The sequence below is a fragment of the Streptomyces turgidiscabies Car8 genome (assembly GCF_000331005.1).
GTDB classification, from domain to species: Bacteria; Actinomycetota; Actinomycetes; order Streptomycetales; family Streptomycetaceae; genus Streptomyces; species Streptomyces turgidiscabies.
On record NZ_AEJB01000231.1, the window covers coordinates 1 to 22389 of the forward strand.

General features: G+C 70.0%; 27 protein-coding genes. 16 read left to right on the forward strand and 11 right to left on the reverse strand.

Features of this window, described 5'->3' with window-relative positions:
• Positions 1 to 45: 45 nt before the first annotated feature.
• The 6 genes from STRTUCAR8_RS15425 to STRTUCAR8_RS15450 all read right to left on the reverse strand — a co-directional run bounded on the left by STRTUCAR8_RS15425 (position 46) and on the right by STRTUCAR8_RS15450 (position 5763).
• Positions 46 to 1491 carry a HAMP domain-containing sensor histidine kinase gene (locus STRTUCAR8_RS15425; protein WP_044472261.1) on the reverse strand — a complete coding sequence of 482 codons (1446 nt, stop codon included), beginning with the start codon at positions 1489 to 1491 and terminating at the stop codon, positions 46 to 48.
• Positions 1488 to 2225: a response regulator transcription factor gene (locus STRTUCAR8_RS15430; protein WP_006376754.1), complete on the reverse strand. Its 738-nt coding sequence runs from the start codon at positions 2223 to 2225 to the stop codon at positions 1488 to 1490. Before STRTUCAR8_RS15430 ends, STRTUCAR8_RS15425 begins: the two co-directional genes overlap by 4 nt.
• Before the next feature lie 111 nt (positions 2226 to 2336).
• On the reverse strand, positions 2337 to 2534 hold the full coding sequence (locus STRTUCAR8_RS15435) for a hypothetical protein (RefSeq protein WP_006376726.1): 198 nt from the start codon (positions 2532 to 2534) through the stop codon (positions 2337 to 2339).
• A gap of 36 nt (positions 2535 to 2570) precedes the next feature.
• Positions 2571 to 3710: a S1C family serine protease gene (locus STRTUCAR8_RS15440; protein ID WP_006376756.1), complete on the reverse strand. Its 1140-nt coding sequence runs from the start codon at positions 3708 to 3710 to the stop codon at positions 2571 to 2573.
• Positions 3711 to 3817: 107 nt separating this feature from the next.
• A complete protein-coding gene (locus STRTUCAR8_RS15445; protein ID WP_006376719.1) occupies positions 3818 to 4843 on the reverse strand; it encodes a LacI family DNA-binding transcriptional regulator in 1026 nt (341 codons plus the stop codon).
• 116 nt (positions 4844 to 4959) lie between these two features.
• Positions 4960 to 5763: a response regulator transcription factor gene (locus STRTUCAR8_RS15450; RefSeq protein WP_006376728.1), complete on the reverse strand. Its 804-nt coding sequence runs from the start codon at positions 5761 to 5763 to the stop codon at positions 4960 to 4962.
• Positions 5764 to 6025: 262 nt separating this feature from the next.
• On the opposite strand from STRTUCAR8_RS15450, the gene STRTUCAR8_RS15455 reads away from it, so the two are divergent.
• The 9 genes from STRTUCAR8_RS15455 to STRTUCAR8_RS15490 all read left to right on the forward strand — a co-directional run bounded on the left by STRTUCAR8_RS15455 (position 6026) and on the right by STRTUCAR8_RS15490 (position 11742).
• Complete coding sequence (locus STRTUCAR8_RS15455) at positions 6026 to 6901, forward strand: alpha/beta hydrolase (RefSeq protein WP_086025759.1); 876 nt, start codon at positions 6026 to 6028, stop codon at positions 6899 to 6901.
• A gap of 54 nt (positions 6902 to 6955) precedes the next feature.
• Entirely contained in the window at positions 6956 to 7210 is a 255-nt protein-coding gene (locus STRTUCAR8_RS15460; RefSeq protein WP_044472262.1) for a MoaD/ThiS family protein, read from the forward strand.
• A 10-nt stretch (positions 7211 to 7220) separates the two neighbouring features.
• Positions 7221 to 8348, forward strand: coding sequence for a hypothetical protein (locus STRTUCAR8_RS15465; RefSeq protein WP_006376741.1), 1128 nt, complete (start codon positions 7221 to 7223; stop codon positions 8346 to 8348).
• A gap of 147 nt (positions 8349 to 8495) precedes the next feature.
• Positions 8496 to 9242, forward strand: coding sequence for an LmeA family phospholipid-binding protein (locus STRTUCAR8_RS15470; RefSeq protein WP_006376725.1), 747 nt, complete (start codon positions 8496 to 8498; stop codon positions 9240 to 9242).
• 255 nt (positions 9243 to 9497) lie between these two features.
• Positions 9498 to 9578 carry an Ms5788A family Cys-rich leader peptide gene (locus STRTUCAR8_RS55640; RefSeq protein WP_351335063.1) on the forward strand — a complete coding sequence of 27 codons (81 nt, stop codon included), beginning with the start codon at positions 9498 to 9500 and terminating at the stop codon, positions 9576 to 9578.
• A gap of 186 nt (positions 9579 to 9764) precedes the next feature.
• On the forward strand, positions 9765 to 10604 hold the full coding sequence (locus tag STRTUCAR8_RS15475) for a sulfurtransferase (RefSeq protein ID WP_006376757.1): 840 nt from the start codon (positions 9765 to 9767) through the stop codon (positions 10602 to 10604).
• 94 nt (positions 10605 to 10698) lie between these two features.
• Positions 10699 to 10986, forward strand: coding sequence for a DUF1416 domain-containing protein (locus STRTUCAR8_RS15480; protein WP_006376727.1), 288 nt, complete (start codon positions 10699 to 10701; stop codon positions 10984 to 10986).
• A gap of 88 nt (positions 10987 to 11074) precedes the next feature.
• The gene (locus tag STRTUCAR8_RS15485) at positions 11075 to 11338 is read left to right on the forward strand and encodes a DUF3099 domain-containing protein (protein WP_006376724.1); all 264 of its coding nucleotides are present in this window, start codon (positions 11075 to 11077) and stop codon (positions 11336 to 11338) included.
• Between the two features lie 14 nt (positions 11339 to 11352).
• On the forward strand, positions 11353 to 11742 hold the full coding sequence (locus tag STRTUCAR8_RS15490) for a VOC family protein (protein ID WP_006376708.1): 390 nt from the start codon (positions 11353 to 11355) through the stop codon (positions 11740 to 11742).
• 50 nt (positions 11743 to 11792) lie between these two features.
• Here STRTUCAR8_RS15490 and STRTUCAR8_RS15495 read toward each other — a convergent pair whose 3' ends face one another.
• Positions 11793 to 12032 carry a hypothetical protein gene (locus STRTUCAR8_RS15495; protein ID WP_006376736.1) on the reverse strand — a complete coding sequence of 80 codons (240 nt, stop codon included), beginning with the start codon at positions 12030 to 12032 and terminating at the stop codon, positions 11793 to 11795.
• 95 nt (positions 12033 to 12127) lie between these two features.
• The gene (locus STRTUCAR8_RS15500; RefSeq protein ID WP_006376734.1) at positions 12128 to 12523 is read right to left on the reverse strand and encodes a hypothetical protein; all 396 of its coding nucleotides are present in this window, start codon (positions 12521 to 12523) and stop codon (positions 12128 to 12130) included.
• 173 nt (positions 12524 to 12696) lie between these two features.
• Between STRTUCAR8_RS15500 and STRTUCAR8_RS15505 the strand changes: the two genes are divergently transcribed.
• On the forward strand, positions 12697 to 13539 hold the full coding sequence (locus tag STRTUCAR8_RS15505; RefSeq protein ID WP_006376751.1) for a helix-turn-helix domain-containing protein: 843 nt from the start codon (positions 12697 to 12699) through the stop codon (positions 13537 to 13539).
• Complete coding sequence (locus tag STRTUCAR8_RS15510; RefSeq protein WP_006376747.1) at positions 13521 to 13724, forward strand: DUF397 domain-containing protein; 204 nt, start codon at positions 13521 to 13523, stop codon at positions 13722 to 13724. The genes STRTUCAR8_RS15505 and STRTUCAR8_RS15510 overlap by 19 nt, the downstream gene beginning before the upstream one ends.
• Here STRTUCAR8_RS15510 and STRTUCAR8_RS15515 read toward each other — a convergent pair.
• Complete coding sequence (locus tag STRTUCAR8_RS15515) at positions 13721 to 14083, reverse strand: DsrE family protein (protein ID WP_006376742.1); 363 nt, start codon at positions 14081 to 14083, stop codon at positions 13721 to 13723. The genes STRTUCAR8_RS15510 and STRTUCAR8_RS15515 overlap by 4 nt on opposite strands.
• A 266-nt stretch (positions 14084 to 14349) precedes the next feature.
• On the opposite strand from STRTUCAR8_RS15515, the gene STRTUCAR8_RS15525 reads away from it, so the two are divergent.
• The 3 genes from STRTUCAR8_RS15525 to ygfZ are packed head-to-tail and all read left to right on the forward strand — an operon-like array spanning position 14350 to position 16385.
• Complete coding sequence (locus STRTUCAR8_RS15525; protein ID WP_006376709.1) at positions 14350 to 14925, forward strand: heme-binding beta-barrel domain-containing protein; 576 nt, start codon at positions 14350 to 14352, stop codon at positions 14923 to 14925.
• 16 nt (positions 14926 to 14941) lie between these two features.
• Positions 14942 to 15397, forward strand: a complete 456-nt coding sequence (locus STRTUCAR8_RS15530; protein WP_044472264.1) for a Fur family transcriptional regulator — start codon at positions 14942 to 14944, stop codon at positions 15395 to 15397.
• A 22-nt stretch (positions 15398 to 15419) separates the two neighbouring features.
• Positions 15420 to 16385, forward strand: coding sequence for a CAF17-like 4Fe-4S cluster assembly/insertion protein YgfZ (ygfZ, locus tag STRTUCAR8_RS15535; protein ID WP_006376760.1), 966 nt, complete (start codon positions 15420 to 15422; stop codon positions 16383 to 16385).
• Between the two features lie 17 nt (positions 16386 to 16402).
• Here ygfZ and dtd read toward each other — a convergent pair whose 3' ends face one another.
• Complete coding sequence (gene dtd, locus STRTUCAR8_RS15540; RefSeq protein WP_006376737.1) at positions 16403 to 16828, reverse strand: D-aminoacyl-tRNA deacylase; 426 nt, start codon at positions 16826 to 16828, stop codon at positions 16403 to 16405.
• A 144-nt stretch (positions 16829 to 16972) separates the two neighbouring features.
• On the opposite strand from dtd, the gene STRTUCAR8_RS15545 reads away from it, so the two are divergent.
• A complete protein-coding gene (locus STRTUCAR8_RS15545) occupies positions 16973 to 17602 on the forward strand; it encodes an RsiG family protein (protein ID WP_006376752.1) in 630 nt (209 codons plus the stop codon).
• 161 nt (positions 17603 to 17763) lie between these two features.
• Here STRTUCAR8_RS15545 and STRTUCAR8_RS15550 read toward each other — a convergent pair whose 3' ends face one another.
• Positions 17764 to 20826 carry an FG-GAP-like repeat-containing protein gene (locus STRTUCAR8_RS15550; protein ID WP_158697405.1) on the reverse strand — a complete coding sequence of 1021 codons (3063 nt, stop codon included), beginning with the start codon at positions 20824 to 20826 and terminating at the stop codon, positions 17764 to 17766.
• A 224-nt stretch (positions 20827 to 21050) separates the two neighbouring features.
• Between STRTUCAR8_RS15550 and STRTUCAR8_RS15555 the strand changes: the two genes are divergently transcribed.
• Entirely contained in the window at positions 21051 to 22325 is a 1275-nt protein-coding gene (locus STRTUCAR8_RS15555) for a GNAT family N-acetyltransferase (protein WP_006376753.1), read from the forward strand.
• Positions 22326 to 22389 lie beyond the last annotated feature (64 nt).

The window sequence follows — 22389 nt, forward strand, 5'->3', positions numbered from 1 at the left end:
GACCGAGGAAACCCGGTATCACGACCTGGCAAGAGGTCGAGCCTCCTACACCGCCTCCGGCGGCGGAACAGCCGCCCCCGGCAGTCGTACGGTGGCCACCGTGCCGCCGCCCTCCGCGCGGGCCAACGTGACCTCGCCGCCCGCCTGTTGGACCGTACGGGCGACGATCGACAGCCCCAGGCCGGAACCGGGGAGGGCTCGCGCTGACGGTGAGCGCCAGAAGCGGTCGAAGACGTGGGGGATCTCGTCGGCGGGGATGCCGGGGCCGTGGTCGCGGACGGTCAGAGTGCCGTTGGTCAGCTGGACCTCGATCGTGCCGTTCTCGGGGCTGAACTTCACCGCGTTGTCGAGGATGTTGACCACCGCCCGTTCCAGGGCCGAGGGTTCCGCCCGGACGAACCAGGGCTGGATGTCCGCCGTGATCGTCAGCTCGGGGCCGCGTAGACGGGCTCGGCGCAGAGCCGACTCGACCGTGTCCTCCAGGGCGACCACCTGGACGCGTTCGCCGTGCTGGCCCTCCGAGCGGGACAACTCCTGCAAGTCGCCGATCAGGGCGGCCAGTTCGGTCATCTGAGCCTTCACCGAGGCAAGGAGCGCCTTGCGGTCCGCCTCGGGGATGGGCCGGCCCGTCTCCTCACTGCGGGTGAGGAGTTCGATGTTCGTCCGGAGGGAGGTGAGGGGGGTGCGGAGTTCGTGACCGGCGTCGGCGATCAACTGCTTCTGCAGCTCGCGGGAGTTGGCGAGGGACGAGGTCATCGAGTTGAAGGAGTGGGAGAGGCGAGCGATCTCGTCGTCGCTGTCGTCCTCCACCGGGATACGGATGCTCAAGTCCTCGGTCCGCGCCACATGTTCGACGGCCTCGGTGAGCTTGTCGACGGGGCGGAGGCCTGCGCGGGCGACAGCGAGACCGGCGGCTCCGGCTCCGAGCACACCGACTCCGGAGACGAGAAGAAGAATCAGGGCGAGGTCGTTGAGGGTGTCCTGGGTGCCCTTCAGGGGTACGGCGACGACCAGCCCGACACGGGGTCCGGGGTCCCCGGCGGCCGTCTCGGTGGCACCCAACGGCCGGACCATCACGCGCACTTCGGTGCCGTCGGTGTCGGTGCCGTTGCGGAAGTGGACGGTGCTGGTGTCCGCGCTCTTGATCGCGTTCTTGTCGGACTGGGTCACCTCGACAGTGCCCGTGGAGTTGTCGAAGGCGCAGACCTTTCCACTCTCCGTGACCAGTTGGGAGTAGTTGTTCTGGAACAGACCGTTGCCCTGCGGGGTCTTGGAACAGGCGAAGAGGGCGGCATTGGCCTGCTGGATCTGTCCGGGCCCCCTCATTCCCCTCTGCAGGTCGGTGTTGAGCTGGTCGTACAGCTTCCCCTGCACGATGAACCAGCACGTCACCGAAACCGCCGCCACCGCGAACGCCACAGCGGCAGCGACCAGCAGCGCCAGCCTGGACCGGATCGGAAGCGACCGGTACCGGCGTACCACCCGCCTCACTCCGCGCCACCCTGTCGCAGCACATACCCCACGCCCCGGACCGTGTGGACGAGGCGCGGCTCGCCGCCGGCCTCTGTCTTGCGGCGGAGGTACATGACGTACACGTCGAGGGAGTTGGAGGAGGGCTCGAAGTCGAAGCCCCAGACCGCCTTCAGGATCTGCTCCCGCGTGAGGACCTGGCGCGGGTGGGCCAGGAACATCTCCAGGAGGGTGAACTCCGTGCGGGTCAGTTCCACGGCCCGGCCGCCGCGCGTCACCTCGCGGGTCGCGAGGTCCATGCGCAGGTCGGCGAAGGTGAGGGCCTCGTCCTCCGGAAGGCTGCCCGCGACGGCCGCCGCGGCGAAGGAGCTGCGGCGCAGCAGGGCCCGTACGCGAGCGAAGAGCTCGTCCAGTTCGAAGGGCTTGACCAGGTAGTCGTCCGCGCCCGCGTCGAGGCCGGTGACGCGGTCGCCGACCGTGTCCCGGGCCGTCAGCATCAGGATGGGCGTGGTCGTGCCCGCGCCGCGCATCCGCCGGGCCGCCGTGAGGCCGTCCATCCTCGGCATCTGGATGTCCAGGACGACCAGGTCGGGCTGGTACGCGGTGGCCTTCTCCAGGGCGTCCGCGCCGTCGACCGCGACCTCCGTGTCGTACCCCTCGAAGGCGAGGCTGCGCTGGAGTGCTTCGCGCACCGCCGGCTCGTCGTCGACGATCAGGATGCGCTGGGTGTCACGGTCGCCTTCGGCGGGGCTCATGGTGGCGGGTTCCTCGGGTGGGGTGGGACGTGTCGGACGCCATCAGCGTCGCACGTTTCCGGTCTGCTGCGGAGAAGAAGGATCAGCGGGGGGCCAGGGATCAGCAGCTGATCAGCTGAGTGCGGGGCGGCGCATGCGCGTCGTCGCCCTGCGGCCGGCGGCCGTACGCGTGACCGTCGCGACCTCCGTGGCCCGGGGCGTCGCCGTCGGCGGGTGCAGGGCGAAGGCCACGCCGAGGGCGAGGTCCAGGGAGGCCGGGCCGGTGGCCGCCGTACCGGCGGTCAGCTTGTGCGAAACCTGCTTGATCATGACGTACCCCTGTCTCTGTTCTCTGTCTCTCGTGCGTCAGCTGGTGGAGCCGGAGCGCAGTGTCGCCAGGTCGGACTTGACGGTGTTGATCGGGATGGCGAAGCCCAGTCCCGCGCTGCCCGCGTCCGACGAGGACGAAGTCGCCGAGTACATCGCGGAGTTGATGCCGATGATGTTGCCGTTCATGTCGATGAGCGCGCCGCCGGAGTTGCCCGGGTTGAGGGACGCGTCCGTCTGCAGGGCCTTGTACGTCGTCGTGGACGTACCGGTGTCGCCGTTGAACTCCTGGCCGCCGAACTCGAACGGCCAGCCGCCACCGTTTCCGCCGCCCTGCTGTTGCTGCTGCTGACCCTGGCTCTCCTCCGTGGCGACGGTGACGTCACGGTTGAGGGCGGACACGATGCCGCTGGTGACCGTGCCGGTCAGGCCCTCGGGGGAGCCGATCGCCACGACCTCGTCGCCGACCCGGACACCGGCGGAGTCGCCGAGGGTCGCCGTCTTCAGGCCGGAGGCGTTCTCCAGCTTGATGAGGGCCAGGTCCTTCTTGCTGTCGGTGCCGACGACCTTCGCGGTGTACGTCTTGCCGTCGCTCGTCGACACCTTGATGGCAGAGGCGCCGGCGATGACGTGGTTGTTGGTGATGATCTCGCCGTCTGACGTGATGATCACGCCGGAGCCGGTCGAGGAACCCGCGTTCGAGGTCGCGTTGATCTCGACGATGCTCGGGCTGACCGCCGCGGCGACCCCGGAGACCGTGCCCTTCGCGCTCGACGCCACCACGTTGGTGCTGGTGCTGCTGGAGGTGACAGCGGTACCCGAGTTGGTCAGTTCCTGGATGCCGTACGCCGTGCCGCCGCCTATCGCAGCGGCGACGATGGCCACGGCGGCGAGGAGGGCGAAGGGGCCCTTCGCGCGCTTCTTGTGCTGGTGGGCGGGGGACTCCGCGAGGAGGGTGCCCGTGGCCGCAGTCTGGGCGTGCGGGGCGTGCGGGGCCTGCGGGGTCTGGGCCGGTTCCTGGTACGCGGGCTGCTGGACCGTCGGCGGCTCGTACGCCGGCGGGGGCGGCCACTCCGGGTTCACGGGGGAAGAGGCGACGTGCTGCTGGGGGTACGCGGACTGCGGCTCGTTGCCCTGGGGGGTCTCGTACTCGCCGCTGCGGCGGAAGCTCTCGGTCATGGAACAGAGCTTGTCGCCCCAGCATGAGAGCTGGCTGAGTGCTCCCTGAGAAGCCCGACAGAACCTCGTATGCCCGAAATAAAGGCCCGACCGAGCTGCTCTACGTGCTACTCGCAGCCGCAGGAACGCCGGGTCACCAAGCGCGACGGGAACAGCTTCAGGCGCTCGCGCCGCGAGCCCGCCACCCGTACGCCGTCGTCCAGGACCAGGTCGACGGCCGCGCGGGCCATGCCCGGGCGGTCGGAGGCGACGGTGGTGAGGGGCGGGTCCGCCAGGGACGCTTCCTTGATGTCGTCGAAGCCGGCCACCGCCAGCTCGCCGGGGACGTCGATGCGCAGCTCGCGGGCCGCGCGCAGCAGGCCGATCGCCTGGTCGTCGGTGGAGCAGAAGATGGCCGGGGGACGCGTGGCCGGGTCGGCGAGGATCTCCAGGGCGGCCTTGTAGGCGTCGTACCGGTTGTAGAGGACCTCGAAGAGGCGGCCCTCCGTGGAGACACCGGCCTCGTCCATCGCGCGCCGCCAGCCCTGGACGTGGTCCGAGACGGGGTCGCCGACCGCGGGGGTCTCGGCGACACCGCCGATACAGGCGACGTACTCGTAGCCGTGCTCCAGCAGGTGCCGGACGGCGAGGTGGGCGCCGCCGAGGTCGTCCGTGACGACGGCGGCGTCGTCGATGGCCTCGGGGCGTTCGTGCAGGAGGACGACCCGGGCGTCCCAGGCCTCGATCTCCGCCGCCGCGTTGTCGTTCAGGGCGTGGCTGACCAGGATCAGCCCGGAGACCCGCATTCCGAGGAAGGCCCGCAGATAGTGGACCTCGCGCTCGGCGATGTAGTCGGAGTTGCCGACCAGCACCATCTTCCCGCGCTCGGACGCGGCCTGTTCGACCGCGTGCGCCATCTCCCCGAAGAAGGGCTGGCGCGCGTCCGGCACGATCAGGCCTATGAGGTCCGTGCGCCGCGACGCCATCGCCTGGGCGACCCGGTCGGGCCGGTAGCTCAGTTCCTTGATCGCGGCGAGGACACGCTCGCGCGTGGCCGGGGCAACCGGCCGGGGTCCGTTGTTGATGACATAACTGACGACGGCGGTGGAGGTACCCGCCAGCCGAGCCACATCATCCCTAGTCACCTTGGCCACTCGCGGAGTCTACGCGGATGGACACGCTCTGGGCAGGGCGTAAGGACTTCGTTACCACCCGCCCGGAGCGAGGACCATGCCGTGCGCTGTCACCCGGGTGCGTCACGTACCGCGGCTCACGCCTCGGCGCTGACCTCGGACGACTCCGTGACGGCGTCCAGGGCCGCCGTATCGCCCGTGGCGCCCGCATCGTCCGACTTCGCGAGAGCGGCCGCCTTGGCCTTCGCCTCGTCGCTCGTGCGGTCGCCCTTCTCCGGCGTAACGAATCGATAACCGACGTTCCGGACGGTCCCGATCAGCGACTCGTGCTCGGGGCCGAGCTTCGCGCGCAGCCGCCGTACGTGCACGTCGACCGTACGGGTGCCACCGAAGTAGTCGTAGCCCCAGACCTCCTGGAGGAGCTGGGCGCGGGTGAAGACGCGGCCGGGGTGCTGAGCGAGGTACTTCAGGAGCTCGAACTCCTTGAAGGTGAGGTCGAGGACCCGGCCCTTCAGCTTCGCGCTGTACGTCGCCTCGTCGACCGAGAGGTCGCCGTTGCGGATCTCCATGGGGGAGTCGTCGTTGACGATCTGCTGGCGTCCCATGGCGAGCCGCAGTCGCGCCTCGACCTCGGCGGGCCCGGCGGTGTCCAGCAGGACGTCGTCGATACCCCAGTCGGCGGTGACGGCCGCGAGGCCGCCCTCGGTGACGACGAGGATGAGAGGACAGCCGGGGCCGGTGGACCGCAGCAGCTGGCACAGGCTGCGCACCTGCGGGAGGTCCCGTCGGCCGTCGATCAGGATGACGTCGGCGCCCGGGGTGTCGACGAGTGCGGGGCCCTCGGCAGGAGCCACGCGCACGTTGTGCAGCAGGAGGCCGAGAGCGGGAAGCACCTCCGTCGACGGCTGGAGGGCATTGGTCAGGAGGAGAAGTGAGCTCATCGCGTCTCACCTACCCGGATCGTCGTCGCCATACGGTCGTTCTCGGTCTGCTCGCCCATAACGTCTGGTTCCTCCTCGGTCCCTGCGAGGACGTTTGCGGCACTGCTGTACTGCTCGGTACTGCTGCGCGATTCACGTGGCGTACACCTGCGGTTTTCTGGAGCGTTCCGCTCGCGTCCCGCTTCGTATACAGCGCCGTCGAAAGCACAAAAGGACCCGGGGGCTGCGCTGCCCGAGTCCTCTGCCCAGCACAATAGCCCACATGAGCACTGGTCCGGCAGGTCATGTGACGCGATCTTTCGCCGTCCCGAACTCTGAGACGGCCGATCGCACCCCTCTGCGCAGGTTTCTGACCACCGACGACGGGGTGACGATCGACGCCGTATACGAGCCGGGAGGCGTTGTATACGACGCCTCGGCGCCACCTTCCGGTCATCTTTCCGATCATGTCGTGTTCGTCGTCGCGCACGGCTTCACGGGGGATGTCGACCGGCCGCACGTCCGACGGGTGGCGGAGGTGTTCGCGCGGTACGGGGCTGTGCTGACCTTCTCCTTCCGGGGGCACGGGGCGTCCGGCGGGCGCTCGACGGTCGGCGACCGCGAGGTCCTCGATCTGGCCGCCGCGGTCCGCTGGGCACGTGAGCTCGGGCACACCCGCGTGGCCACGGTCGGCTTCTCGATGGGCGGCTCGGTGGTCCTGCGGCACGCCGCGCTGTACGAGCCGAAGCGCGGGGGGCGCACGGAGGCGGCCTCGGACGTGGTGGTTTCGGTGAGTGCGCCGGCCCGTTGGTACTACCGGGGTACGGCCCCCATGCGGCGCGTGCACTGGCTGATCACCCGTCCCGAGGGCCGCCTGGTGGGCCGCTACGGCCTCCGTACGCGCATCCACCACCGGGACTGGAACCCCGTACCCCTCTCCCCGGTGGAGGCGGCGGCCCGGATAGCGCCGAGACCCCTGCTGATCGTGCACGGCGACCGGGACGGCTACTTCCCGGTGGACCACCCCCGGATGCTCGCGGCAGCGGCCGGTGACGCGGGCGAACTGTGGCTGGAGCCGGGGATGGGGCACGCGGAACACGCGGCGGGCGAGGAGCTGTTGCGCCGCATCGGGGACTGGGCTGTGGCGAAGGCGGGCTAGCCTGAACGTAGTCACAGCCGATTGATCGAGGAAGCAGAGAGCAGAGACAGGCAGATGCCAAAGGTCACGGTGCGCTACTGGGCCGCCGCGAAGGCCGCGGCCGGGGTCGCCGAGGAGCCGTACGACGCGGCCACCCTCGCGGAGGCGCTCGACGGGGTCCGCGAGCGACACCCCGGCGAACTCGTCCAGGTCCTGCGCCGATGCTCGTTCCTCATCGACGGTGACCCCGTGGGCACCCGCGAACATGAGACGGTACGGCTGGCCGAGGGCGGCACGGTCGAGGTGCTCCCGCCGTTCGCAGGAGGGTGAGCACAGAGACATGAGCGACCAGCAGCCACAGCAGCCATATGGGCAGTACAACGGGCAGTACGGGGACGCGTACCAGGGGTACGACCCGTATCAGCAACAGCAGCCACAGCACCAGCAACAGCAACAGCAGCCGTACGGGGAACAGCAGCCTCAGGCCTGGCCGGGGCAGCCGCAGGCGTATGACGACGCGCAGGCGCAGCAGTACACGCAGCAGTGGCAGGGACAGACCTGGGAGACGCAGATGCACACCCCGGTGACGGCCGCCCCGGTCGCCCAGGCCGCGACGGCGGAGGTGCCGGAGACTCCGGCGCCCTACCTGCCGCCCCAGGGAGCCCCCGCGGATGCCGGGTACGGTCCCGCCACGGTCGCGGGCAACGCGCGTATCACCGACGCGCAGCGGGCCCGCCTCGAAGGACGTTCGCCGATCATCGAGCCGGGGATACAGCCCGCCGGCCTCACGGCACTGCTGGCGCTGCTGCTGTCCGGTACGGCGGCCATCGGGTCGTACGCGCTGGTCGTACCGCTCGTCATCCTCCAGGCGGTCACGGCGGCGGGCTGGTTCCGGCTGAACGGGATGTGGCCCGCCCGGCAGGGCATCGCCCTCGCCTTCCTGGGCGCGGTGACGGCCGACGTGGCGCTGCTGGCGGCGGGGCGCGAGAACGCGCCGACGGCGATCGTCGGCACGCTCGGTGTCTGGGTCGTGCTGACGCTGTTCCTCCAGCTCCGGTCCCACGCGGACCCGGACACCCGGATGTCCGGCCTGATGGCGACGGTCGCCTCGGCGGCACTGGCGATCATCGCGACCGGTCACCTCGCGGCGGAGCCCGACGCGGTGAGCGTCGGGGCGGCGGCGGTCGCGGCGGCTGTGCTCTCTCGGGCGTTGCCGTTGCCGACGGCGGCGTCCGTGGTGGTCGCCCTGCTGGCGGCAGCGGGGGCCGGTATCGCGGTCGGGGGCATGACGGACCTGGGTACGGGGGGTGCGTTGCTCGGGGTCGCGGCGGGAGTCTGTGCGCTCGTCGGACACCGGGTGGCCAGCTACGACTACCCGTCGAGGTTCGTCCACTTCACGGCGGGCGTCGCGTTGCCGTTGGCGACGGCGGCACCGGCGGTGTGGCTGGTGGGACGGGCGCTGGCGTAGGTTTCCGACCCAATCGCCCACCCACCCACCCGCCCGTTCACCGCATCCTTCCAGCGCAGGCCCCGGGGGCAGGGGCCCTGTCACAACTGATCGACAACCACCCCCACCCCGCCCGCCGGCAACCCCACCCCCGGTACCGTCACGAACATGCGTGCACTCCGAATACTCCTCATCGTCGCCGTCATCCTCGGCGGCCTCTTCGTGATCGCCGACCGCGTCGCCGTCGGTTTCGCGGAGGACGAGGTCGCGGACCGCCTCAGGGCCAACGAGGGCCTGGCCACCACCCCGGACGTGTCCATCAAGGGCTTCCCCTTCCTCACCCAGGTCGCCGGCGGCGAACTGGACGACGTCGAGGTCGGCATCAAGGACTACGACGCCGCCACCGGCACCTCCGGCCAGAACATCCGCATCGACGACCTGAACGCCCGTATGCGCGGCGTCGAGTTCAGCGGCGACTACAGCTCCGTCACCGCGGCCACCGCGACCGGCAGCGCCGACATCACGTACGCCGAGCTGCTGAAGGCGACCAAGGCGACCACCGGATCGGAGCCCACGGAAGTGGTCCCCGGTGTGACCGCCACGGTCGTGGGCCTCTCGGACGGCGGCAACGGCAAGATCAAGGTCGCCGTCGAGGCGACGGTGCTCGGCAAGGAACTGCCGCAGCCGGTGTCGGTCCTCAGCACGGTCACGGTCGCGGGCGACACGGTGAAGGTGAAGGCGGACTCCCTGCCCAACCTGGGCATCGACCTCGCCGACGGCAGGATGCGCGCGGTGACGGACTTCCAGCAGAAGATCGAGGGCCTGCCCGGCGGTATCAAGCTGGACTCGGTCGAGGCGGCGAAGACCGGCGTGGACATCACGGTGAAGGGTTCGAACGTCAACCTGGCTGGGTAGCAGCTGCGGGGTAGCGGCGGGGCCGTCGGCAGCTCAGGGAACGTCAGGCAGTCAGGCCCCACCGGGAGGGCGTCCAACTGGCGAGACGGCGCCGTCCGTACCGCAGATGCGGCGAAGGGCGTACCCCTCACCTCCGCGTCCGCACCCCCGCGATCACGGGCCTCTCCCCATTCTTATCTCACATCGCGGACGATCGCGTCTCATCATGCGACACGCCGGTGACATCCCCGGCAATCCGTCCCTACGATCGACGCTATGCAGCGACAGGCGGATCTCACGAAGCGGCGGGCAGTAGACCTGTGCCGCGTCGCCGCCATGCTCTGTCGCCCTTTCTGAGCGGGAGCGCGCGGCGTCAGCGACGCACCACCTCCCGCATCCCCGGCGCCCTTCACCCAAGGGCCCTCGTGCGCGAGTCGCAACAGGCCTGACCGCACACAAGCGGGTACGACCGGACACGACCGCCTACGTACCCCCTCTGCTTACTGCACCACCCCGCCGCAACTGCCCCGGAGGAGAAACAGCATGAGCCGCAGCGACGTTCTGGTCGACGCCGACTGGGTCGAGGCCAACCTCGACAACGCCGACATCGCCATCGTCGAGGTGGACGAGGACACGTCCGCCTACGAGAAGAACCACATCCGCAACGCCATCCGGATCGACTGGACCAAGGATCTCCAGGACCCGGTACGCCGTGACTTCATCGACGAGGAGGGCTTCGAGAAGCTCCTCTCGGCGAAGGGCATCGGCAACGACACCCTCGTGGTGCTCTACGGCGGCAACAACAACTGGTTCGCCTCGTACGCCTACTGGTACTTCAAGCTGTACGGCCACGACAGCGTCAAGCTGCTCGACGGCGGCCGCAAGAAGTGGGAGCTCGACGCCCGCGAGCTGGTCGAGGAGGTCCCGGAGCGGGCCGCCACCGAGTACAAGGCCAAGCCGCAGAACAAGTCCATCCGCGCCTTCCGCGACGACGTCGTGGCGGCCATCGGCTCGCAGAACCTGGTCGACGTGCGCTCGCCCGACGAGTTCAGCGGCAAGCTGCTCGCCCCGGCCCACCTCCCGCAGGAGCAGTCGCAGCGTCCGGGCCACGTCCCGTCCGCGCGCAACATCCCGTGGTCGAAGAACGCCAACGACGACGGCACCTTCAAGTCGGACGACGAGCTCAAGGAGCTCTACGCCGACGAGCAGGTCGACCTCGCCAAGGACACCATCGCGTACTGCCGTATCGGTGAGCGTTCCGCGCTCACCTGGTTCGTCCTGCACGAGCTGCTGGGCGTGGAGAACGTCAAGAACTACGACGGCTCCTGGACCGAGTACGGCTCCCTGGTCGGCGTGCCGATCGAGCTCGGCGCCAACAAGTAGGACCAGCGGGACCAGCAGTAGACCAGTAGCAAGCGAGCACCCCGTACACCCCGACCGGCCTTCCCTCCGGTCAGACCTCTGATGGAGAAAAGACATGTGTGGAGCGAAGGCCGGCGGCCCGGACGCCTCGACGATCAAGCCCGGTGAGACCACGATCCAGGGCCAGGTGACCCGCGACGGCGAGCCGGTCGTCGGATACGTCCGCCTCCTGGACTCGACCGGCGAGTTCACCGCCGAGGTCCCCACCTCGGCGACCGGACAGTTCCGCTTCTACGCGGCCGAGGGCACCTGGACCGTCCGCGCGCTCGTCCCGGGCGGCACGGCGGACCGCACGGTCGTCGCCGAGACGGGCGGCCTCTCGGAGGTCGCGATCGCCGTCTGACGACAGGCACAGCTCGACGAAGGGCCGTACTCCTCGGGGGTACGGCCCTTCGCCGCGCACGGGCGGCCTGCGGACCTACCCTGGATGTATGTACGCACGTCGTCGGCACGTGTATTTCGCCATGATGGGCACCTGCGTCACGCTCTTCGTCCTGGCGTGGGGAGTCGTGCGCCTCTGGTCGATGCCGGTGGCGGTGGGTATGTGCGTGGTGGCGATGGTGATCCCGCCCCTGGCGGCGATCGTCGCCAACCGCCGGGGCCCGGACGACCGCTGGTGGGACGACCCGTCCGGCGACACGAAGTCCGACGAGTGGTGGGACGAGCTGGACGGCAAGAAACGGCGACCGCAGTAGCGGAAGGGGTCCGTGTGGGACGTACGAGAGTGTCCACCGTCGTACTGGACACGCACGACGCGCACGAACTGGCCCGCTTCTACGTCCGCCTCCTCGATTACGAGATCCGCAGCGAGGAACCCGACTGGGTCCTCATCGGCCCCCCGCCCGGCACCGAGGGCGTCTCCCTGGCCCTCCAGACGGAACCCGCGTACGTCCCGCCGGTCTGGCCGACCCGGGCCCCCGGCGACCAGCAGATGATGCTCCACCTGGACATCGAGGTCGACGACCTGGCGGGCGAGACGGCGAGGGCGGTGTCGGAGGGCGCCACACTCCACGAGTACCAGCCCCAGGACGACGTACGAGTCCTCCTGGACCCGGCGGGCCACCCCTTCTGCCTGTGGACGGAGACAGAGGCTGAGTAGGAACCGGCCGGGTCGAGCGCGAGGTGGGCAGGGAGGCAAGCGGTGCCGCGTTACCGTCCCGAGTGGTCGATGACGTTGCCGTTGGAGCAGTTGTCGACGTGGTCACTCGCCCAGCCGCCGAGGACGGGCGCGACGGCGACCTCCTGAAGGCATACGGCAGCGGCGGTGAAGTTCCAGTTGCTGGCGGCGTTGACGCCGCCACCGAAGTTGGAGTCGTTGTCGGCGTGGGCAGGGGCGGCGAGGGCGACGCCGGCGAGAGCCAGCGCGGCGACAGTGATGATCTTCTTCATGCCCTGCCAACGACCCGCCGACGTCGGCGATACGGCCAGTCACTCTCCTGCTGGCCTTCCGCCGCCCGGCCCGTGGGGGGCGCAAAGATCACGGGTCACGAGCCGTGCTCCGCCCGCTGGTGCCTGCGCATCAGGACGTCCGCGTCGGTCTCCGCGCTGGCGTCCGACTCCGCCTGCGCGGCCCTCCGTAGCCCAGCCACTTCGGCGCACGTCTCGCAGCCGGCCACCGGCTGGGGCGGCCGACCCACGTCCAGATAGCCCCAAGTTGCCCTACCCGCACGGTTGTTGGCGGCCCGTACGCCCGCACTCAGCCGCTGCTCGGGCGTGGCCACGCGGAGCGACGAGGGGACCGCCTGCCACTCCCGGCCCCCGCCGACGGGCCGCAGCATCGCGTACGGGCCTGCGGTGGCCCGGTACTCACCCACTCTGTCCGTGTCCGGGTCGTGGACCAGCGTGCCGGGCTCGAAGGATGTCGTCGGCTCGGTAGTCATGGGTCCGTTCCTTTCATCCAACTTCTATACGGAATGCGGTGTTTGTACTACTCTGCGTATTCGGGTTCAGGGTGAGCATGGCCCATCCGTGCCGCCAAAACGCCGTTGACCAGCGGTCGTTCGGCGCGGGGAGCCGCAAATTCCATAAATTCCACGGGCAGGAGTGCGGTGCGATGCCGTCGAGAAGGGTGATCACCGGGCGAAGCCAGGAGCCCAGGCGACGGTTCGCGGAGGAGCTGCGCTTACTCCGGGCCGAGCGTGGGGAGAGCCTGCGGCAGCTTGCGGAAGTGTTGGGGTGGGACGCGTCCCTGTTCGGCAAGCTGGAGAGCGGGGCGACTCTGGGGAGCCCGGAGGTGGCCCAGGCCTTGGATCAGCACTATGGGACGGGTGGGTTGGTGCTCACCTTGTGGGAGCTGGCGGTTGGGGATCCGACGCAGTTCAAGGAGCAGTATCGGCGGTACATGATGCTGGAGAGCGAGGCGGTGAGCCTGTGGCACTACGCCGTGAGCAGGCCGCCGGGCTTTCTCCAGACGGACGCATACGCGCGTGAGGCGCTTGCGGCTGGCGGCATCAAGGGGGAGGAGCTGGACCAGCAGGTCGAAGCGCGCGCAGGGCGACGGAAGTTGCTGGAAGGGGACGACCCTCCGCCGTTCCGCGTTGTTCTCTCCGAGGCGGTGCTGCGCACTTCGTTGCGCGACTCGCGTGAATGGAGGGAGCAGCTGGAGTTCCTGGCGGCGGCTGCGGACTACCCGAACATCGCGCTTCATGTGCTGCCGTTCAGTGCCGGGCCGCACGGCTTGGTGAGTACGGACGTGATGTTCCTGCGGCTGCTGGACGGCCACACCGTGGCTTACGCCGAGAACGACGTCCGAGGCGAACTGATCGAGGAAACAAGCAGGGTTGAGCGTCTGCAACGGACATATGATGCGGTACGTGACCTGGCGCTGTCCCTGGCCGAGTCGCGGATGTTCGTCCTGCGGATGTTGGAGGAAGTGCCGTGCGAGCCATCGACCTGAGCAGTGTGACGTGGCGCAAGAGCAGCTACAGCAACTCGGACGGCGGCCAGTGCATCGAGGTCTCCGACAACCTCCCCGCCATCGTCCCCGTCCGTGACAGCAAGGCCCCCGACCGAGGCGCCCTCCTCATCGAGGCCGGCGCCTGGTCGGCGTTCGTCGGCGCTGTGAAGGGCGCCGGGATTTAGTAGACGAGGGCCTGCGCCCCCTCCGCCATCGCCTCCTGGACGAACACCTGGGCGCCTGCGATCCGTACGCCCTCGATGACGTCCTTCTCGGTGATGTCCCGCCGGGCCGCGCACTGTGTGCACAGGGTGAGCCGGCCCGCCGCGAGGACCGAGTCGATCAGTTCGGGCAGTGGCGCCGCGTGCGGCAGCTCGAACTCGGCGGCCCGGCCCGGCAGGGCGAACCACGCCGACTCCCCGGTCAGCCACAGGGACACTTCGACTCCGCTGGCCACGGCCACCGCCGCCACCGTGAACGCCTGCGAGCAGCGCTCGGGGGCGTCGGCCCCGGCGGTCACCTTGATCACGAGCTTCTTCGCCATGGCCGCATCGTAGGCGGGGCGGGCGCCGGGCGCAGACCTGGCCGAGAGAGCCGGGCCCCGGCCGCGTAAGCTGGGGCCCGGCTCGTGTGCACACAACCGATCGTCCGAGGAGCACCCCGTGCTTGAGGCATTCTTCGAAGCCCTGCTTGTTCTGGTCGCCGTCGGCGTTCTCGCCTTCGCCGGTCTGACGGTCAAGAAGCTGTACCAGGGCCAGCGCTGACCACCGTCTCCAGGAATCGCACCAGGAATCACAGGAACCGTCGCTCATGATCGAGATCCCGTCCGACCTGCACAAGGACCTTGTGCCTCTCGTCTTCCTGCTCGGCGAGTGGGCCGGCGCGGGGGTTTACGACTTCCCCGGCGACGAGAAGTGCAACTTCGGGCAGGAGGTCACCTTCACGCACGACGGACGTGACTTCCTGGAGTACCACTCCCACTCGTGGGTGCTGGACACCGACGGCAACAAGGTCAGGCCCCTGGAGTCCGAGTCCGGCTACTGGCGCATCGACGCCGACCGCAAGGTCGAGGTCGTCATGGTCCGCCAGGACGGTGTCGTCGAGGTCTGGTACGGCGAGCTGGCCGCCAAGAAGCCGCAGATCGACATCGTGACCGACGCCGTGGCACGGACGGCGGCCTCGGGGCCGTACACCGGCGGCAAGCGGCTCTACGGGTACGTGCACAGCGACCTCATGTGGGTCGGCGAGAAGCAGACCCCGGACGTCGAGCTGCGCCCGTACATGTCGGCGCACCTGAAGAAGGTCGTCACCCCGGACGACGTCGAACGCTGGGCGAAGGCCCTGCCGGACGACATGCCGGACGACGGGATCGCCTTCTTCAAGTAGACCTAGACTGGGCGGTGTGGTGAGCACCGACTGGAAAAGTGATCTGCGGCAGCGCGGTTACCGGCTGACCCCGCAGCGCCAGCTTGTCCTCGAAGCCGTGGACACCCTCGAGCACGCGACACCCGACGACATCCTCGTGGAAGTACGGAAGACGGCGTCGGGCGTCAACATCTCCACGGTCTACCGGACGCTGGAGCTGCTGGAGGAGCTGAGCCTCGTCAGCCACGCCCACCTCGGGCACGGCGCGCCCACCTACCATCTCGCCGACCGGCACCACCACATCCATCTCGTCTGCCGCGACTGCGACAACGTGATCGAGACGGATGTCGCCGTCGCCGCCGACTTCACCGCCAAGCTGCGCGAGGACTTCGGCTTCGAGACCGACATGAAGCACTTCGCGATCTTCGGCCGCTGCAAGGACTGCTCGGCCAAGGGCAGCAAGTCACTCAAGGCTTCAACTACCGAGTCGTAAGCCTCGTCGTAGGCTTGTGCCCATGAAGAGCCCTCTGCTGTCCCTGCCCGGCGCCGTTTCCGCCGAGGGGGTGGACGAAGGTGTCGCCGGCCACTACGGCGAACTGTTCCGCGAGCAGCGTGCGCTCGCCGAGGGCGTCGGCTTCGTCGACCTCTCCCACCGCGGCGTACTCACCGTCACCGGCGACGACCGGCTGAGCTGGCTGCACCTGCTGCTCACCCAGCACGTCAGCGACCTGCCCGTCGGCCAGGCCACCGAGGCGCTGATCCTGTCCGCGCACGGCCACATCGAGCACGCGCTGTATCTGGTCGACGACGGTACGACCACCTGGGCCCATGTGGAGCCGGGAACGCAGGAGGCGCTGATCGCCTACCTGGAGTCGATGAAGTTCTTCTACCGGGTCGAGGTCGCCGACCGGACGGACGAGTTCGCGGTCGTTCATCTGCCCGCGGGCGCGATCGCGGAGGTACCGGCCGGGGTCGCCGTACGGGAGACGGCGTACGGGCGTGATCTGTTCCTTCCCCGGGGCGACCTGGAGGCGTACGCCGAGAAGGCCGGGCCGGCGGCGGGGCTGCTGGCGTACGAGGCGCTGCGGGTCGAGCAGCACCGGCCGCGGCTCGGCTTCGAGACCGACCACCGGACCATCCCGCACGAGCTGGGCTGGATCGGCACGGCGGTGCACTTGCAGAAGGGCTGCTACCGGGGCCAGGAGACGGTCGCCCGGGTCCAGAACCTGGGGAAGCCGCCGCGCCGGCTCGTCTTCCTGCACCTGGACGGCAGCGAGGTCCATCTTCCGCCGGCCGGCACGGAACTGCGGCTCGCGGACGACGGGCCCGACGGGCGCAAGATCGGGTTCATCACGACGTCCGTACGGCACCACGAGCTGGGGCCGGTCGCGCTCGCCCTGGTGAAGCGGAACGTGGCGGTGGACGCGCGGCTGGTCGCCGACACGACCGCCGCCGCACAGGAGGTCGTGGTCGAGCCGTAGTTGGCCCGGATTCCCGTTCACATCTCCAGGAGCACGGTGAACGGGCCGTCGTTCGTCAGGGTCACCCTCATCTGGGCGCCGAAGCGGCCCGTCGCCACCGTCGCGCCCAGGGCCCGGAGTTGGGCGACCACCTCGTCGACGAGGGGTTCGGCGACGTCGCCCGGGGCTGCCGCGTTCCAGGTGGGGCGGCGGCCCTTGCGGGCGTCGCCGTACAGGGTGAACTGGCTGATGACGAGCAGCGGGGCGTCGATGTCGGAGCACGACCTCTCGTCCGCCAGCATGCGAACCGACCAGAGTTTGCGGGCCAGTTGGGCCGCCTTCTCCTTGGTGTCCTCGTGTGTGACCCCGACGAGGACGCACAGGCCCTCGCCCGTGATCTCGCCGGTCACTTCACCGTCCACGACGACGCTCGCGCCGTCCACTCTCTGCACCACTGCACGCATACGCCCATCATGCCGTGCCGTTGGAGGGATTCTTTTTGATCCTTAAGCCCCTATCTGGGGCCGTTCGGGGGCACTCGGTCACATAGCGGCCACTTGGGGTGGCACGATGCTCCCATTCGCCTGTCGAGGGGACGGTAGAGGCACATGAGCACACCGAGTACCGGGCGGCCTCATACGGCCGCCCGGCCGCCCGCGCAGCGCAACGCAGGTCCGGCCGTCGCGGTCACACCAGCCGCTCCGGTCACGTCGATCAGTTCGCTGCTGGCCCCCGCTCCGCCCGGCCACGACCTCACCGTGCTGCGGCTGTCCGAGCTGCGCGCCCTGCGCCGGGACGCCCAGCGCGACGAGGCCGACCTCAGTTACGTACGGCGGCTGCTGCAGGGGCGCATCGACATCCTGCGGGCGGAACTGGCGCGGCGCGGGCCCACGTCGGTGATCGCGGTGGGGGAGGGGTCGGTCGTCGAGCGGCTGTCGGAGATCCTGACGGACGCCCCGGCCCGGCACCGGTCGTCGGCGCGGCACGTGACGCTGGGGACGCCGCACAGCGAGGAGTACGGGCAGCTCGCGGCGGAGATGCTCGCCGAGGTGGAGCTGTCGGACCTGGACGCGCGGACGGACCCGGAGCTGACGGCGGCGATGGGCAGGCTCGTCGGGTACGAGCAGCAGGTCTCCCAGCGGCGCCAGGGGCTGCAGCGGACGGCGGACGACTGCAGCGGGGAGATCGCCCGGCGGTACCGCGAGGGCGAGGCCCAGGTGGAGGACCTGCTGATCTGAGGGCCCGGACCTGGTCTGCGGCCCGTCCGGCGCGGACTGTTCGGCTCAGCCGCCCCGCCGCCCCGCCGCCCCGGACCTTGAACCGACCGCATGATCAGGCCCGGCCGCGGGGAGTCGCGGCCGGGCCCGATGACGCTGTGCGGGGAGGGAGGCCGGCCGGCTCAGTACAGGTTCTTGTAGCCGGTCCAGCCGGTGGCGACGCGGGTCTTCGTGCCGAAGGTCGCGGTCGCCGTGCCGTTCCAGCGCCACAGGGCGCCCGCGCTGTCCAGGCCGACGAGGTCGGGGCGGCCGTCGCCGGTCAGGTCGCCGGGTACGGCCAGCGCCTTCACGCTGATCCCGCCGGCGATACGGGCCCGGGGACCGAAGCCGCCCTTGCCGTCGCCGAGCCAGCGCCACAGGGCGCCCGCGCTGTCCAGGCCGACCATGTCGCCGATGCCGTCACGGTTCAGGTCGCCCGCGCCGATCAGGCGGGTGTAGCCGCCCAGACCCCCGACCAGCTCGACCCGCTCGGTCAGGCCGCCGTCGCCGTCGGAGGAGTACCGCCACAGCACGCCGGCCTTGTCGCGGGCGACCAGGTCGGCGAGGCCGTCACCGGTGAGGTCGCCGGGTGAGGTCAGCACGTCGTACTGGTTGAAACCGGTGCCGACGGCGTGGTGCGGGCCGTTCAGGGTGAACGCCTTGCCGCAGGTGCCGTCGTAGCGGTCCAGCTGACCGGCGAGGTCCCGGACGAGGACGCCGTTGCACGCGTCGCCGCTCGGATCACCGAAGGGCACGAAGGCCGACCAGCGGTACCAGCTGTCGTCCACCACCTTGTTCGCGCTGTCGAAGGTGCCGCTCCCGGTGCCGGGCTGGATCGTCAGATGGTCCCCGCCGTCGAAGGCGAGCAGGTCGCCGATGCCGTCCCGGCCGAAGTCGTGGCGGTCCACCGGCCGTACCGTCAACGGCTTGTCGTAGATCACCGCGTTCCTGGGCGTGCCGTTCGCGGTCCGGGCGGTCAGGGTCACCCTGTAGGTACCGGCGCGGACCTGCGTGCCGTTCTCGGCGCGCCTGTCCCAGGTCACGGCGATCTTTCCGTGTGCGCGACCGCCGGTGAAGGTCCGTACGACGGCGCCGGCGGTTGTGGTGACGGTCAGCTTCCAGGTCGCGACCGGCTGGCTCAGGTGCCAGACGCCGTCGAACGTGCCACCCTGGCGCAGGTCGATGGAGGTCGGGACGGTGGCGGCGGTCGCCGCGAGCGGGGAGGCGGTCACCTTGGGCCATTTCACCGTCACGTCACCGGACGCGGTGAGGTAGGCGACGGGACCGCCGAACCGGTCCACGTTCCAGAACCGGCCGCGCCGGTCGGCCGGGGCGTACAGCGGGGACGGCAGCGGGGCGAGCTCCTTCGTGCCGACCCTGGCGGCCGGGACAGCGCCCTTCAGGTAGGTGATCAGCAGCTTGCCGGCCTTGTCGTCCTGGGAGACCAGGTAGCCGTCGGCAAGTCGCGCGTAGCCCTTCGGTACGTTCTGCGTCGTCCGCTTGACCTGGTCGTAGACGACCGCCTGCTTGTCCGGACCGCAGGACCAGTAGACGTACCGGCCCACCACCTGCAGATCGGACGGGAGGCAGGAGCCGGTCGACGGCAGGCTGCCCAGCTTCCGCATGGACGGCAGGGAGAACCTGTCGAACACGGGCTTGCCCCGCGAGTCCTTCGCGGCCGTCCACAGGGTGTCACCCCACAGGGTGGCGGCCGGCCAGGTACCGCTGGCCAGCACTTCCTTCCCCTTGCTCACGTACTTGTCGTTGACCGACTCCTGGGTCACCGTGTACGGGCCGGAAGCCGCCACGATCCCCGAGAGCCACTCTTCCGGGTGGGGGACAGTGCCCTCGCCCGTGCCGGTGAACCGCAGGCATTCGTCGTAGCAGTTGACGTGGTACGTGGGGCTGGACTCGTCGTACCCGAGGTCGCCCAGGTTCTGCGGCGGGGCGGCGGTCAGCGTTCCGCCGGCCGACAGGGTGAGCGCGGTGGCGGTGAGATCGGTGCTGAGATAGGGCTGGAACCCGTCCTTGCGCTCGGTGCCCAGCAGTACCCGTCCCTGGTCGACCGCGACGCCGCCGGCCTCGTACACCGAGACCGGGGGCAGCGGTGACATCGGTTTGACGACGGGGGCCCCGTCGCTGCCCAGGGTGAGGTGCTGGACCGCCCAGTGCTCAGCGTCCGTACCGCCCGCGACGAGGAAACTGCCGTCCCCGGCGTCGACGAAGCCGCCGTACGAAGCGGCCAGCAGGGTCCGCGCCGGGCCACCGGTGATCGGCACGGCGAGGATCCCGTCCTTGGCTCCTCCGTGGTACACCACCCAGTCGCCTATCGTGCGGGCGTCCCCGGCCTGGTCCTGCTGAACATCGAGCAGGCGTCCGGGGACCTCGGGATGCTCACGGTCGACGACGTAGAGGCGGAAAGTCCGGGCGACTTCGTCGTAGGCGTAGAAGTTCACCTTGTCGCCCGCCAGGCGGGGGACCTGCGAGAAGTAGGAGCCGGCTCTCGGCACATATGTCAACGAGGCGGTGGCGAAGTCGAGCAGCACGGTGTACCGCGTGTATTTGCCGTCGTCCGTCGTGTACTCGAACATGCCTCCCCGCTCGTCCGACGTCGCTCCGGAGGACAGCGGGGACGGCGGGTTGAAGTCGTCCGCGACGCCGGTCACCGTCCGGTCGACCGGCTGTCCGCCGCTCGCCGGCACCTCCAGCAGGTGGAGTGTCCACTTCCCGGCGACCTTGCGGGAGACCAGCAGACGGTTCTCGGCGAAGACCCCGGTGCTCCGGTCGCCGGCCGCCAGGGTGAAGCGCGTCACCTTGCCGGTGGCGTAGCGCCGGATCTCGTACACGTTCCTCGTCGGCGGGGTCTGCGGGATCTTCTCCAGCCCCAGGCCGCCGTTGTAGACCCTCTCGGAGTCATAGTTCGTCACCCTGGCCGAGCCGTCGCGACCGATCCACCTCACCGAGTTCCCGTTCGGCACGGACAGATACCCGGAGTCGTCGGCGGCGACCATGTACGCCCGGCGCGGTGCCTCCCGGTGTGCGCCGGGCAGCGTGACGGACGGCATGTCCCCGGCGCCCGCCGCGACGGCCGGTGCCGAGGTGAACTGCAGGAGCCCGGCCACCACGGCCAGGGCCGCCGCGGCCGAGACGGCCCCGGTCTTCGGCCGCCCGCGTCTTGGCGCCGCCTCCGGAATCGTGCGTCTCAAGCGTCCCGCCTCCATACGTTCTTCCCCTCGGAGTGGTTCGGCAGTGTGCCGCGGCTGTCGTCAGGAACGGCCGTCCACTCACGTCGCGTTGTCAGACTCACGCCGACGCGAAACGTTGTACGGAAGATCTGGAGCACCGCTTCCGGCGCCTTCGGGGTCAGGCCGGGTGCCGGGCGACGGATATTCGCGCGACACCTCGTCCGCCCTCCCCCTAGCCTGACTCCATGACCCCCCGTGCCGACATCGACATACGTGCCGTCAACGAGGACGGACTCCGGGAGTGGACCAGGGCCCTGCAGACCGGGTTCCTCCGGTCGCCCGAGGTCACCGACGTGGGGCTGGAGGCGAACCGCGGGGCGTTCCGGCCGGGGCGGTCCCTCGGCGCCTATGACGGCGAACGATGCGTGGCGACGTTCCGTTCGTTCCCGCAGGAACTGAGCGTCGGCGGCGGTGCGACCGTCCCCGCCGACGCCATCTCGAACGTGACCGTGTCGCCCACCCACCGCCGCCGGGGCATCCTCACCCGCATGATGGCGCGCGACCTCGCCGCCGCGAAGGAGCGCGGGGACGTCGTCGCCACGCTGATCGCCGCCGAGTACCCGATCTACGGACGGTACGGCTTCGGGCCCGCCACCTCGACCTCCGAGTGGACGATCGACGTCCCGCGCACCGGCCTCGACCCCCGCTGGGCGGGCCCGGCGGACGGCGGCCGTATCGACCTCGTCGACGCGGCGGACGTACGGAAGCTGGGGCCCGAACTGCACGCGCGGCTCGCCCGGCAGCAGCCGGGTGCGGTCAGCCGGGACGAGCGCTGGTGGCAGGTCAACACCGGGGTCGTGCGGTACGGGGCGTCCTGGGACGAGCCCTTCTACGCCGTCTACCGTTCGGCGGACGGGGAGGTCGACGGGCTTGTCTCGTACGAGTCCGACGACAAGTGGGAAGCCAAGCAGCCGCACGACACCGCCGACGTCAACTGGCTGATCGCCACGACGCCGGACGCCGAGCGCGCCCTGTGGCAGTACCTCTGCTCGATCGACTGGATCACGAAGGTCAAGACCGGCTGGCGTGCCCCGGACGACCTGCTCCCGTTCTTCCTGCCGGACCCGCGGGCGGCCAGGCTCACCACGCACGCGGACTGGCTGTGGGTGCGGCTCCTGGATGTCGTACGGGCCCTGGAGGCGCGTCCGTACGACGGTCACGAGGGGGGTACGGGCGGCCGAGGCCTCGTGCTTGAGGTCGTCGACGAGGCCGGCTTCGCCGGGGGGCGGTACCGGCTTGAGGTGTCGTCGGAGGGCGTCGGCTCGTGCACGCCCGGTGTTCGCGATGCCGCTGAACTCATCCTGGATGTACGGGAGTTGGCGGCGCTGTGGCTCGGTGACGAGTCGGCCGTGCGGCTGGCGGCGCTGGGCAGGGTGCGGGAGGAACGAGCGGGCGCCGCCCGTGTGGCCGACGCCCTGCTGCGTACGTCCAGGCGGCCGTGGTGCCCGGACATCTTCTGATCCGACCTCTGATTCCGGTCCGACCTCTGATCCGACCTCATTTCGGGTCGTGTCGGCTGCCGAG

Bases quoted from the DNA above. Each gene is read 5' to 3' on its own strand.
- STRTUCAR8_RS55640 (WP_351335063.1), top strand. From the start codon at position 9,498: ATGCAGCGACAGGCGGATCTCACGAAGCGGCGGGCAGTAGACCTGTGC.
- STRTUCAR8_RS15450 (WP_006376728.1), bottom strand. From the start codon at position 5,763: ATGAGCTCACTTCTCCTCCTGACCAATGCCCTCCAGCCGTCGACGGAG.
- STRTUCAR8_RS15555 (WP_006376753.1), top strand. From the start codon at position 21,051: ATGACCCCCCGTGCCGACATCGACATACGTGCCGTCAACGAGGACGGA.
- STRTUCAR8_RS15435 (WP_006376726.1), bottom strand. From the start codon at position 2,534: ATGATCAAGCAGGTTTCGCACAAGCTGACCGCCGGTACGGCGGCCACC.
- STRTUCAR8_RS15515 (WP_006376742.1), bottom strand. From the start codon at position 14,083: ATGGCGAAGAAGCTCGTGATCAAGGTGACCGCCGGGGCCGACGCCCCC.
- STRTUCAR8_RS15545 (WP_006376752.1), top strand. From the start codon at position 16,973: ATGAGCACACCGAGTACCGGGCGGCCTCATACGGCCGCCCGGCCGCCC.
- STRTUCAR8_RS15430 (WP_006376754.1), bottom strand. From the start codon at position 2,225: ATGAGCCCCGCCGAAGGCGACCGTGACACCCAGCGCATCCTGATCGTC.
- STRTUCAR8_RS15525 (WP_006376709.1), top strand. From the start codon at position 14,350: ATGATCGAGATCCCGTCCGACCTGCACAAGGACCTTGTGCCTCTCGTC.
- STRTUCAR8_RS15495 (WP_006376736.1), bottom strand. From the start codon at position 12,032: ATGAAGAAGATCATCACTGTCGCCGCGCTGGCTCTCGCCGGCGTCGCC.
- STRTUCAR8_RS15505 (WP_006376751.1), top strand. From the start codon at position 12,697: ATGCCGTCGAGAAGGGTGATCACCGGGCGAAGCCAGGAGCCCAGGCGA.
- STRTUCAR8_RS15460 (WP_044472262.1), top strand. From the start codon at position 6,956: ATGCCAAAGGTCACGGTGCGCTACTGGGCCGCCGCGAAGGCCGCGGCC.
- STRTUCAR8_RS15465 (WP_006376741.1), top strand. From the start codon at position 7,221: ATGAGCGACCAGCAGCCACAGCAGCCATATGGGCAGTACAACGGGCAG.
- STRTUCAR8_RS15455 (WP_086025759.1), top strand. From the start codon at position 6,026: ATGAGCACTGGTCCGGCAGGTCATGTGACGCGATCTTTCGCCGTCCCG.
- STRTUCAR8_RS15470 (WP_006376725.1), top strand. From the start codon at position 8,496: ATGCGTGCACTCCGAATACTCCTCATCGTCGCCGTCATCCTCGGCGGC.
- ygfZ (WP_006376760.1), top strand. From the start codon at position 15,420: ATGAAGAGCCCTCTGCTGTCCCTGCCCGGCGCCGTTTCCGCCGAGGGG.
- STRTUCAR8_RS15480 (WP_006376727.1), top strand. From the start codon at position 10,699: ATGTGTGGAGCGAAGGCCGGCGGCCCGGACGCCTCGACGATCAAGCCC.
- STRTUCAR8_RS15440 (WP_006376756.1), bottom strand. From the start codon at position 3,710: ATGACCGAGAGCTTCCGCCGCAGCGGCGAGTACGAGACCCCCCAGGGC.
- STRTUCAR8_RS15500 (WP_006376734.1), bottom strand. From the start codon at position 12,523: ATGACTACCGAGCCGACGACATCCTTCGAGCCCGGCACGCTGGTCCAC.
- STRTUCAR8_RS15485 (WP_006376724.1), top strand. From the start codon at position 11,075: ATGTACGCACGTCGTCGGCACGTGTATTTCGCCATGATGGGCACCTGC.
- STRTUCAR8_RS15475 (WP_006376757.1), top strand. From the start codon at position 9,765: ATGAGCCGCAGCGACGTTCTGGTCGACGCCGACTGGGTCGAGGCCAAC.
- dtd (WP_006376737.1), bottom strand. From the start codon at position 16,828: ATGCGTGCAGTGGTGCAGAGAGTGGACGGCGCGAGCGTCGTCGTGGAC.